The sequence below is a fragment of the Streptomyces sp. NPDC036822 genome (genome assembly GCF_055609145.1).
This window is the reverse complement of the sequence record NZ_JBVJPY010000044.1, coordinates 1-11,592: the sequence shown is the minus strand read 5'-3', so window position 1 is coordinate 11,592 and position 11,592 is coordinate 1. Positions and strand designations below refer to the sequence as shown.

Here is an 11,592-nt window from a genome sequence, read left to right as displayed (position 1 = left end):
CAGACGGCTCGTCGGACTCGATCTCGGTCACGTTGCTGCTGGTCATCGATGCATCTTCCATGATCGGGAGTTACACCGAACGTTTTACAGTCCCGCCCCCTCCTTGATGCCTCCGCAGGGCTGTACCGGGACGTCTATCCGTGCCCACACGGTTTTGCCGGTGGCCGTGCGGTGACATCCGAAGGCGCGTGTGAGGGCGCGGACGATGGCCAGACCTCGGCCGTGGTCGTCATCGCTGCCTTCGCGCGGGACCGTGCGTGCGATGGAGTCGGCGCAGGTGTCGGTCACCGCGATGACGAGCTGCTGGTCCTCGATGAGCAGGTGGAGGTCTGCAGGTCCGTTGCGGGTGTGCAAGGCGGCGTTGGTGACGAGTTCCGAGATGACCACGACGGCGTCGTCGACCAGTTCGGGTGGTATGCCCCATTCGGTCAGGACTGCATGGGCATGGTGGCGGGCTGCTCGTACTGCGTGCCGCACGGGGCTGAGGGGCAGGTGGCTGCTGGGGCCGCTGGTGTGCTGCTCGGCGGGGCTGCGGTCGATGGTGGGGGTTGGCATGGCGGCGCACCTCGGTCGAGGTAGGGCGGGGACAGCGGGAGGAAGGCTGTGGGGGGCCGGTCTGGTCTCCCGTGGCCGGTGCGGTGGATGCGGGCGGGTCTACTCCTGGGTTGTCGTGACGCGACGGCCTATTTTCGGCGGGGCTTCGCGGCGTGCTGTGTGGGTGAACCCCGGACCCGGTAGCGGGACGGTGGAAGCCGGGTCCGGGGTGGCTCGGTAGGGGCTACTTCACGGCGCCGGCGGTGAGGCCGCGGGTGAGGGAGCGCTGGAAGATGAGGAAGAAGACGACCATGGGGATGACGCCGAGGAGGGCCGCGGCGCTCAGGGAAGTGGGGTCGCTGGTGTACTGGCCCTGCAGGACGGACAGGCCGAGGGGGACGGTCTGGTTGTCGTTGGAGATGAGCAGGACGAGGGGGTACAGGAACTCGTTCCAGCTCCAGACGAAGAAGAAGACGCACATCACCGACAGGGTGGGCCAGCTCATGGGCAGGACGATGCGCCACAGGATGGTCCAGCGGCCGGCGCCGTCGAGGGAGGCGGCTTCGATGAGTTCCTTGGGGAAGCTCGCGAAGACGGAGGAGAGCAGGTAGGTGCCGAAGGCGCTGTAGGTGATGCCGACGAGGATGGTGTAGCCGAGTTTGCCGTCGTAAAGGCCCGTCTCCTTGAACAGGTAGTAGATGGGGTAGACGAGGCCTTCCTGTGGCAGGACGTTGATGCCGAGGAAGAAGACGAGGAAGGCGGTGCGCCGGCGGACGCGGCCGATGCCGATGGCGTAGGCGTTGAAGAGGGCAAGGACGACGGCGAGGAGGACGACGCCGAGGCTGATCTGGATGCTGTTGATCAGCTTCTGGGTGAACTCGACGCGTTCCCAGACGTCGCCGATGACGGCCCAGTTCCACTCCTCGGGCAGGGACAGCGAGCCGTTGGCCCGGTAGTCGGCTCCGGTCTTGAAGGAATTGAGCAGGATGATGGCGAACGGGGAGAGGAACGCGAGGACGAAGACGGCCACCGCCGCGATGACGGCGTAGGAGCCGGCACCCCTCTTGCGTTCGGGGTTCTTCCTGCGGGACTTGGGTGCGGCGTGGCCGCGGGGAGCCTGCTTGGAGGGGCCGGGCTGCGTGGTGGGTTCGGTGGTCATGGTCATGGTCATCCGTCCTCGCGGGCCTGGCGGGCGAGCATCGTCCCGGCGATGATCAGCACGAGCAGGGTGATCGTGGTGGAGATGGCCGATCCGTAGCCGACGTCGGCGCGCTCGAAGAAGTTCTGGTAGGCGAAGTAGGCGGGGACCAAGGTGGAGTTTCCGGGGCCGCCGCCGGTGAGGACGAAGATCTGGGCGAAGACCTTCAGGCCGGCGATGGTGGTGGTGACCAGGACGACGTACACCTCGGGCCGCAGAATGGGCACGGTGATGCGGGTGAACCGCTGCCACCAGGTGGCGCCGTCGAGGGAGGCGGCTTCGTAGAGTTCGGGGTCGATGCGCTGCAGGCCGGACATGAACAGTACGAGCGGGTATCCAAGCTGCATCCAGACGAGGACGGCCAGGACCATCCACAGGGCGAGGTCGGGGTCGCCGAGCCAGTTCTGGGTGAGGGATGCGAGGCCGACCGTCTCCAGGATGCTGTTGACGGCGCCTTCGGGGGCGAGGATCCAGCCCCACATGAGGCCGGTGACGGCGACGGGGATGACCTGGGGCAGGTAGAGGCCTGAGCGGAAGACTCCGACGATGCCGTCGCCGTGCTTCTTGCCGATGTAGTCGAAGAGCAGGGCGGCGAGGAAGAGGCCCAGAAGGGTGGGGACGACGGCGATGCCGACGATGACGAAGCCGATGTTGCGGAATGAGGCCCAGAAGTCGGCGTCCTGAAGGAGGCGGGTGTAGTTGTCCAGGCCGGTGAAGGTCGGGTCGCCGATGCCTTGCCAGGTGGTGAGGCTGTAGTAGGAGGTCATCACCAGCGGGACGACGAGGAAGAGCAGGCTGAGCAGGAGGCCCGGTGCGAGGAAGACGGCGTATCCCGTCGACCGCGGGTGACGTGTGGTTTTCACTGTTGCTCCTGGGTGGGCGGGACGGCGGCCGCCGGGCGGTCCGCCGTCCCCTGAACGGCGTGGGATCCGGCCTGGGAAGGGCCGGCGAGGAGTCTCAGGACCTGGAGGCGGCGTACTTGTCGTAGGGGGCGGCAAGCTCGTCGAGGACGGTGCCGGGCTTGGCACCGTTCATCAGGTTCTGGGTGGAGCCCAGCCAGGTGTCGTAGTAGCCGGCGACGGGCCAGTCGGGGTAGAAGGCCAGGCCGCGGCCGCTCTGGGCGGCGTGGAAAGCGGTGACCAGTTCGCGCGACTTGGCGTTGGTGACGGCGTCGGCCTTGACCGCCAGGGGGACGTTGCCCTCTTCGCCGATCAGCTTCTGGATCTTGTCGGACATCGTGATGTCGATGAAGTCCTCGGCGAGCTTCTTGTTCTTCGCCTTGGTGGGGATGACCCAGTTGTTGCCGCCGGAGCCGAGGGTCTTCTCGCTGCCCGGGTAGGGGGCGGTGGACCACTTGAAGTTCTTGATGTCGGTGGTCAGCGCGCCGAACCACCAGTTGCCGCCGACCATGATCGGGCGCTTCTGGGAGACGAACTGCTCGGTCATGTTGTTGCCCTTGAGGCCGACGTCCTTCTTCTCGAAGTAGCCCTTGTCGACCCACTCCTTGTACTTGGTGGCCGCGTAGGTGAACTCGGGGCCGTGGAAGTCGACCTTGCCCTTGTACAGCTGGTAGTTGTCGACCCAGGTGCCGTCGGCCTTGGACAGGGCGAGCAGGTAGAGCCAGTGGCCGGCCGGGTGGTCGGCGCCGGCGTTGGCGAGAGGTGTGATGCCGGCGGCCTTGAACCTGGCGAGGGCGGCCTCGAAGCCGGCGAAGTCGGTGGGCTTGGCGACACCGTACTTCTTGAAGAGGTCGTCGTTGTAGTAGGTGAGGACGAATTCGCCGTAGTTGGGTACGCCGTACCACTGGTCGCCGCCCATTTCGCCCTTGGCGTCGTAGCGGGCGGTGACGGAGGCGCTGTCGCCGACCTTCTTGTCCCAGCCTCGTTCCTTGACGACGGAGGTGAGGTCGGTGAGCAGGCCCTGCTTGGCGAGGAGGCCGGTGGTGGCGTTGCCCTTGTTGTACTCCATGACGTCGGGCGCCTTGTCGGAGTTCAGGATCATGCCGGCGTTCTGCTGGATCTGCTCGAAGGACTTCTGTTCGAAGACGACCTTGACGTCGGGGTGGGTCTTCTTGAACTCCTCTATGGCCGCGGCCCACGCCTTGCCGAGCGCGCCGTCCTTGTCCTCGTAGTGCCAAAGCCGCAGCGTGTTGGCGTCGCCTGCGGCGGTGTCGGAGCCGCCGCAGGCGGTCAGGGGGGCCAGCAGAGCCAGCGCCGAGACCGCGAGGAGCAGCGGCTTGATGCGCCGGGTGGTACGGGTGCGCGGGTTGTTCATGGCTGTTTCCTTGGTGTGCGTCGTTGCGGCAAGGGTGGTGTCAGCTGGTGCGGCGGCGGTGGACGCGTGCTTCCCACGGCTGCAGGGTGTGCGGGCTCGTGAGGGGCTGGGTGGCGGGGGCGTTGGCGATGAGGATGTCGCTGTTCTCCCAGCCGTCGGGCAGGTCGACGGTGAGGTCGTCTCCGCTGAAGTTGGCCAGAACGAGCAGTTCGGTGCCGGCGGCCGCGTCGTGGCGCGTGAAGGCGTAGAGCTGCTCGTGGTCGGGGTTGAGCATGTGGAAGTCGCCGTGGGTGAGAGCTGACTCGGTGTGCCGCAGGGCGATCAGGCGGCGGTAGTAGTGGAAGACGGAGTCGGGGTCGGCGAGCTGGCTCGCGGCGTTGACGTCCTTGTGGTCGGGGTTGACGGCGATCCAAGGGGTGCCGACGGTGAAGCCGGCGTGCTCGGTGCTGTCCCACTGCATGGGGGTGCGGGCGTTGTCCCGGCTGCGGTGGCGCAGGCCGTCGAGGATGCCTTCCTCGTCGGCGCCCAGTTCCCTGCGGTCCTGGTAGTGGTTGAGCGACTCGATGTCCCGGAAGTCGCCGAGGGAGGCGAAGGGGAAGTTGGCCATGGCCAGCTCTTCGCCCTGGTAGACGTAAGGGGTGCCGCGGTGCAGGTGCAGAACGGTGGCCAGCAGCTTGGCGGAGCGGTCGCGCCAGGCGGCGCTGTCGTCGCCGAAGCGGGAGACGACACGCGGCTGGTCGTGGTTGTTCCAGTACAGGCTGTTCCAGCCGGTCTCGCCCAGGCCGGTCTGCCAGCGGCCGAGGCTGGCCTTGAGGTCGGTCAGCTTCAGGGGCCGGACGTCGAACTTGCCTCCGGGCCCCTGGTCGAGGCCGACGTGCTCGAACTGGAAGACCATGTCGACCTCGCGGCGGGCGGGGTGGGTGAAGAGCTTGGCCTCTTCGACGGTGACTCCGGGCATCTCGCCGACGGTCAGCAGCTTGCGGGGGTGGCCCTCGAAGACCTCGCGGTGCATCTCGGCGAGGTACTCGTGGACGCGGGGCCCGCAGATGTAGTGGGGGCTGCCGTCCCCGAGCCGGGCGCCCTCGTGGACGATGCCGTCGGGCAGGCCGGGCGTCTTGGAGATGAGGTTGATGACGTCCATGCGGAAGCCGTCGACGCCCCGGTCGAGCCACCAGCGCATCATGGCGTAGATGGCCTGGCGGACCTCGGGGTTGTCCCAGTTGAGGTCGGGCTGCTTGCGGGAGAACAGGTGCAGGTAGTACTCGCCGCCGGCGGCGTCGTAGGTCCAGGTGGGGCCGGAGAAGAACGATCCCCAGTTGTTGGGCTCCGCACCGGGGGTTCCGGGCTCCATGCCGTCGCGGGCGGGGCGCCAGATGTACCAGTCGCGCTTGTCGCCGGCGGGGCCGCCGTCGCGGGAGGCGGTGAACCAGGGGTGTTCGTCGCTGGTGTGGTTGACGACGAGGTCCATGACGAGCCTCATGCCCCGCTCGTGGACGGCGGCCAGGAGGCGGTCGAAGTCGGCGAGCGTGCCGAAGAGAGGGTCGATGTCCTGGTAGTCGCTGATGTCGTACCCGTTGTCGTCGTGCGGGGAGGGGTAGACCGGGGAGAGCCACAGGACGTCGACGCCGAGCTGGGAGAGGTAGTCGAGGCGCTCGATGATGCCTTGCAGGTCGCCGATGCCGTCGGCGTTGGAGTCGGCGAAGCTGCGGGGGTAGATCTGGTAGACCACCGCGTTGCTCCACCAGGAGTCGGCGGGACCGGGCGTGTTCTCAGGCACGTCAGAACCTCATCGTGATCGCTCGATTACTTGCTGTGACTGGTTTGGGGTGTGCGGCCTGATTCGGGCCGCCGTTGCGGGTTCTTAGGTTCTAGGAGAGGGTCGCGCCGACCGTGTCGCGGATGACCAGGCAGGCCGCCCCGCGTGCCCACAGGTCGTGCTGCACCGGGTCGACGTGAATCTGGCAGTCACGGGCCGCGGTGGAGAAGGCGTGGGCTTCGAGGGCCTGGGTCAGGGCGGGGCCGAAGAGGTCGTGGGCGACCGCTCCTTCCCCGGCGAGGATGATCTTCTGCAGGTTGAGCAGGTTGCACATACCGGCCAGTCCTCGCCCGAGCGCGGTACCGGCTTCGGTGAACGCGGCGAGCGCGGCGTTGCGGGCCGCGGCCGTGCCCGAGCGGGCGAGGCTGATGGCGTCGTCGATGGAGGCGCAGGCGAACCCGGCGTCCTGGAGATGGCGCAGGACGGCGCGGTCTCCGGCGAGTGCTTCCAGGCAGCCGCGGCGGCCGCAACTGCACATGGGACCGGCCGGATCCAGGGGCACGTGGCCCAGCTCGCCGGCCAGGCCGGTGGCGCCGGAGAACAGGCTCCCGTTGAGGAGCAGTCCGCATCCGATGCCGGGTCCGACGGTGACGACGGCGAAGGAGTCGATGTCCCGCCCCTCACCGAACCAGCGTTCGGCGACGACGAGCGTGTTGACGTCGTTGTTCACGACGACCGGCAGTCCGGTGGCCTCCTGCAGGGGGCCGGCCACGTCGACCTTGTTCCAGTCGAGGAGGGCCGAGTAGCGGCAGATTCCGGCGTCGGAGTCGACGTGGCCGCTGACTCCGACGCCCAGGCCGAGCACCCTGTCCGCCGCTTCGGGCGCCGTCGATAGGAGCCTGCGAGTCAGTGCTGCCGCGGCGGAGAGGGCGGTCTGGGGGGTGCAGTCGGCGATGGGCTCCTCGTCGCGGGCCAGCACGTTGGCCGCCATGTCGGTGATGACGCCCGAGACCTGCGCGGGGCCGATCTTCATGCCGACGACGATGTGCTTGTCGGGGTTGACGTGCAGCATCTTCTGCGGCCGGCCCCTCCCCTGGGGGGCGGTGTCGTCTTCCTCCCGCAGATAGCCGTGCTCCAGCAGGGGCGGGAGCATCCGGGTCACGCTGGAGGGCACCAGCCCCAGCCGCTGCGCGAGCTGGGTGCGTGAGATGGGTCCTGCGGTGAGGACGGTCGCGAAGATCTCCGCGCGGGTCTGCTCACCGACGAGCTCCGAGAATCGGATCTTGGACGGACTCATCACTCATGCCTCCAGGGCTGACATCGATCAGGGGCGCTTGGGCCATGTCGTCACCGTCGTACCCGACGGTGCGGTAACAGCCTTCGCGAGAGTACGGCGACCGCCATGGCGACCTCCCTCATTTGTCACCGAGAGCCGACAGCCCGCTGCGGGGCTGACTGCCTATGCCAGGAGTGTGCGCCCCCGCTTTTCGTGCGTCAAGAAAGAAAAATGCGCGTTACGTAACCGTGATGCGGGGTGTCAGTACGTCGAACGCACGTCGATATGCGCGTTATAGGGCCATTAGTACGGCTCCGTCAGCGCCGAAGCCGGAGAGATCTTGTTCATTTCATTGACACGGCGAAGAAATGACGGGACGTTATCCGGCAACCGCAGACCGCCGGGCAACCGCCCGGAACCCCGGCTTCTCACGGCCTCGGCCTGCGCCCGCGACACGCTCGCCGTAGTCGAAGGAGAACCCGGGCCCGTGCAGTCGGCGACCACCCCTGCCGGCTCCGCAGACGCCTCGGACCGTCTGCTGAAGAGCGCTGCTCACCGAGCGAAAGGATCCTGGCTCACCACCGCTCACGCGGCTCCGCCCGACGGGCTCTCGGCCCGGACACGGCTGCCGCACACCGGACGGACCGGGCCGTCCATCCCGCCCAGCAGGCGCGACACCGCGGCTCCCTGCCGCATGCACACCATCTCCGCGACGCCGGCGGCGAACACCGTGAGCACCTGCCGGCCCGGACACCGGGGCGCGCTCCCCCGCGCCCCGGACTTCCGCACCCCTTCGTTGTAAGGAATCAGCATGTCCGCAAGCAGACTGAGCCGGCTGGCGACAGGCGCCGTCGGCCTGGCACTGGCTCTGGCCTCGGTCGTCGTGCCCGCCGGCACGTCGACGGCCGCCACGACCGAGATCTCCACCGCCGACACCGCGCAGCTCAAGACGTGGTGGCACGACAACCACGAGTTCAACACCTCCAGCCAGGTGGCCGCCGACAAGGTTCGGCGCTCGTCGTTTTACGACGTGCAGGTCGCCACCGCCGCGGCACCGGACACCCGTTACGACTCCTTCGCCTACATGAGCATCCCGCGCAGCGGGAAGGGCAAGCTCGGCTACACCAAGGAGGACGGCGCCGAGTTCTCCGCGTCGGCCGGCCTGACGATGAGCTGGTCGTCCTTCCAGTACTCCGCCGACGCCTGGGTCGATGTCTCCCTGCGCACCGGTCAGAGCATCTCCTCGGCCGACCAGGTCAAGATCAAGCCCAGCAGCCTCAACTTCGCCAAGCAGCTCGTCGACGGCGACACCGTCCGCATCAAGGTGCCCTACAACCAGGCGGGCTACCGCTTCTCCGTCGAGTTCGAGCCGCAGCTGTACACGGCGTACAACGACATGTCCGGCCCCGCCACCGACGCCGGCAAGCTCACCACCGCCTCCGGCGGCGGCAACCGCGCCATCCACACCGAGCCCCGCAACTCGATGATGGTCTTCGCCGAGCCGGCCCCGACCGGCGCGGAGCAGGACCGTCTGATCCCGACGGCGGCCTCGGGCAGCATCCACTACCCGCAGCAGGGCCAGGTCACCAACCTCAACACGATCACCGAGGAGATCGTGTACTTCCGGCCCGGCACCTACTCCATGACCTCCAAGTACCACGCGCTGCTGCCCAAGCAGGTCAAGTGGGTCTACCTGGCCCCCGGCGCGTACGTGAAGGGCGCCATCCGCTTCCCCAACGACACCCAGGGCCTGTACAAGGTGACCGGCTACGGCGTCCTCTCGGGTGAGCAGTACGTCTACGAGGCGGACACCAACAACAACTACGACCACCTCTCCGGTGCGTCGAACTGTCACTCCAGCTGCGTGAAGATGCTGCAGTTCGAGTCGGCCCCCGGCCGGCAGCAGCACCTCGACCTGCAGGGCGTGACGATCAACGAGCCGCCTTACCACTCCTTCGTCGTCTACGGCGACGAGCAGACGTTCAGCATGCGCGTCGACAACTACAAGCAGGTCGGCTCCTGGTACTGGCAGACCGACGGTATCGAGCTCTACCGCGGCAGCACCATGAAGAACACGTTCTTCAACGCCAACGACGACGTCCTGAAGATGTACCACAGCGACGTCAGCATCGATAACACCGTCATCTGGAAGAACGAGAACGGCCCCGTCATCCAGTGGGGCTGGACCCCGCGCAACATCGACAACGTCCGCGTGAGCAACACCCACGTCATCCACAACCGGATGTACTGGAAGGACGTCAAGTACAACACCTGCATCCTCAACTCCTCCTCACACTGGGAGAACATGGGCTCGACCACCACGGCCGACCCGAACGCGTGGGTGAAGAACATGACCTTCGAGAACATCACCGTCGAAGGTATGACCAATTGCGCGATCCGCGTCTTCGCCCTCTCCAGCACCGAGAACATCCACGTCAAGAACCTCAAGATCGATGCCTGGAGTCAGCTCGACCCCTCCTCCCAGGTCAGTCTGCTCAAGCGGTACACCAACGCCGCCGGCCAGAAGGTGACCCTCGGCAACGAGACGAGCCAGAGCCGCGGACTGAAACTGGAGAACTACACCGTCGGCGGCACCGTCATCGACAAGGCCGGCACCAACTGGGGCGCGGACAAGCTCGGCCGCCTCGGCTTCGACGCCGAGAACTGGGACAACTGGAACGCCTGGGGCCCCGGCGGCAACAACCCCGGCCCCGGCCCCGACCCGGTGACCGGCGGGAAGATCGTCAACAACGCCACCGGCAAGTGCGTCGACCGCGCCGGAGCCGGCACCGCCAACGGCACCGCCATCCAGCAGTGGGCCTGCGCCAACGTTCCTTCGATGACCTGGACGCTCGACGGCCAGCAGCTCAAGTCAGGCGGCAAGTGCCTCGACGTCGAAGGCGGCGCCACCGCCAACGGCACCAAGGCCCACCTGTGGGACTGCGGCACCTGGGACAGCCAGAAGTGGGCCTTCCAGTCAGGCGGCACCCTGAAGAACCTCAAGTCCGGCCGCTGCCTGGACATCACCGCCCAGAGCACCGCCGACGGCGCCCGCCTGCACCTGTGGGACTGCGGCACCTGGAACAGCCAGAAGTGGACCCTCACCGCCTGACCCCCAGGGGCGGCCGCCGGTGCACCCGCACGGCCGCCGGCCGCCCCGCCCACACACGGCGAAAGCCGCCGCCACCTTCGCGCCATCACAGAGAAAGGGCACCACCGTGGAGACATCCTCCCGATTCCAGGGCCCGATCCTGGGCCTGTTCCGGATCGTCCTCGGCCTGCTGTTCGCATGCCACGGAGCGGCGACGCTCTTCGGTGTCCTCGGCGGCGGGCACGGCCAGCCGCCCAGCCCCGGGCAGTGGCCCGGATGGTGGGCAGCGGTGATCCAACTGGCCGGCGGCGCTCTCGTGCTGCTGGGCCTGGGCACACGGCCGGCCGCGATCCTGTGCTCCGGCTCCATGGCCTACGCCTACTTCGTCCACCACCAGCCCGACGGGCTGTTCCCGCTGGAGAACGGCGGCGAGCGGGCCGCCCTGTTCTGCTGGGCCTTCCTGCTCATCGCCGCCCTCGGCCCCGGCCGGTGGTCCCTGACCACACTGCCGGCTCTCACCGCGCAGCTCAAGCGGCGTCCCCGAAGGGAGGTGAGCGACCGCAACCACACCTGAACCGATCACAAGATGTCATGTGCACGTAACTTGCTGGTCGCCTTGACCAGCGGTCCCCCGAAACACGGAGGAAGAGCACCATGAACCTCGCACCCGCAAATCCGTCCCGCCGTGCGGCCCTCAGCGCAGGAGTACTGGCCACCGGCCTGCTCTGCCTGCTTCCGCTGGCGCCGACTGCATCCGCCCACGGCACGGTCATCGCGCCCCAGACGCGCAACTACGGCTGCCTGCAGCGCTGGGGCTACAGCGAGCCGAACGAGGCCCTGGACCCCATGTGCTACCGGACCTACCACGAGAACTCCAACGCCATCGGTGCGTGGAAGGCCGTCTACGCCAACAACACCGGGGACAATTACCAGCAGGTCGTTACCGACGGCCAGATCTGCAGCGCCGGCGGTCAGGGCGAGACGAACTACCGGCCACTCGACCGGCCCGGCCCGTGGATCACCACCAGCCTCGGCTCCCACTTCACCGTCGACGTCTACGACGAGGCACGGCACGGCGCGGACTGGCTCGAGGTCTACGTCACCAGGCAGGGCTTCAACCCCGAGTACCAGCTCATCGGGTGGAACGACCTCGAGCTGGTGAAGAAGACCGGCCGCTACCCCTACCAGGCGCACTACACGACAGACGTCACAACCTCGGGCTACAGCGGCCGCCACGTCGTGGTGACCGTGTGGAAGGCCTCGCACATGGACCAGAAGTACTTCCTGTGCAGCGACGTCGACTTCGGCTGACCAAGGCCGGCTGACCGGGTCTCGTGGGGCTCCCCCAACCCCCCCCACGAGGCCACCCCGCCCTACCACCGCACGTGCGCTCGACTCTTCACCATCCTCGTGCCCCGTTGCCCGCGACGGTCGCGGCGGGGTACGCGCAGGACGGGTGCGGT

The 11,592-nt window shown here is 67.6% G+C and carries 10 protein-coding genes; 3 read left to right on the top strand and 7 right to left on the bottom strand.

Features of this window, described 5'->3' with window-relative positions; genetic code table 11:
• Positions 1-84 precede the first annotated feature (84 nt).
• The 7 genes from ACZ68P_RS35685 to ACZ68P_RS35655 form a co-directional block, all read right to left on the bottom strand.
• A complete protein-coding gene (locus tag ACZ68P_RS35685; protein WP_471013479.1) occupies positions 85-555 on the bottom strand; it encodes an ATP-binding protein in 471 nt (156 codons plus the stop codon).
• A gap of 223 nt (positions 556-778) precedes the next feature.
• Positions 779-1,693 (bottom strand): carbohydrate ABC transporter permease, encoded by a 915-nt coding sequence (locus ACZ68P_RS35680; RefSeq protein WP_471013484.1) that lies wholly within the window; start codon positions 1,691-1,693, stop codon positions 779-781.
• 8 nt (positions 1,694-1,701) lie between these two features.
• Positions 1,702-2,595 (bottom strand): carbohydrate ABC transporter permease, encoded by an 894-nt coding sequence (locus ACZ68P_RS35675; protein ID WP_471013476.1) that lies wholly within the window; start codon positions 2,593-2,595, stop codon positions 1,702-1,704.
• A 94-nt stretch (positions 2,596-2,689) separates the two neighbouring features.
• The gene (locus tag ACZ68P_RS35670) at positions 2,690-4,006 is read right to left on the bottom strand and encodes an ABC transporter substrate-binding protein (protein WP_471013472.1); all 1,317 of its coding nucleotides are present in this window, start codon (positions 4,004-4,006) and stop codon (positions 2,690-2,692) included.
• Positions 4,007-4,046: 40 nt separating this feature from the next.
• Complete coding sequence (locus ACZ68P_RS35665) at positions 4,047-5,783, bottom strand: alpha-glucosidase (protein ID WP_471013471.1); 1,737 nt, start codon at positions 5,781-5,783, stop codon at positions 4,047-4,049.
• A gap of 91 nt (positions 5,784-5,874) precedes the next feature.
• Entirely contained in the window at positions 5,875-7,059 is a 1,185-nt protein-coding gene (locus ACZ68P_RS35660) for an ROK family protein (RefSeq protein ID WP_471013469.1), read from the bottom strand.
• Between the two features lie 564 nt (positions 7,060-7,623).
• Positions 7,624-7,851, bottom strand: coding sequence for a hypothetical protein (locus ACZ68P_RS35655; protein WP_471013467.1), 228 nt, complete (start codon positions 7,849-7,851; stop codon positions 7,624-7,626).
• On the opposite strand from ACZ68P_RS35655, the gene ACZ68P_RS35650 reads away from it, so the two are divergent.
• From ACZ68P_RS35650 to ACZ68P_RS35640, 3 genes are all read left to right on the top strand, one after another.
• Positions 7,850-10,150, top strand: coding sequence for a family 49 glycosyl hydrolase (locus ACZ68P_RS35650; RefSeq protein ID WP_471013465.1), 2,301 nt, complete (start codon positions 7,850-7,852; stop codon positions 10,148-10,150). The genes ACZ68P_RS35655 and ACZ68P_RS35650 overlap by 2 nt on opposite strands.
• 106 nt (positions 10,151-10,256) lie before the next feature.
• Positions 10,257-10,703 carry a DoxX family protein gene (locus ACZ68P_RS35645; RefSeq protein WP_471013463.1) on the top strand — a complete coding sequence of 149 codons (447 nt, stop codon included), beginning with the start codon at positions 10,257-10,259 and terminating at the stop codon, positions 10,701-10,703.
• Between the two features lie 80 nt (positions 10,704-10,783).
• A complete protein-coding gene (locus tag ACZ68P_RS35640) occupies positions 10,784-11,440 on the top strand; it encodes a lytic polysaccharide monooxygenase (RefSeq protein ID WP_471013460.1) in 657 nt (218 codons plus the stop codon).
• The last annotated feature ends 152 nt before the right edge of the window (positions 11,441-11,592 follow it).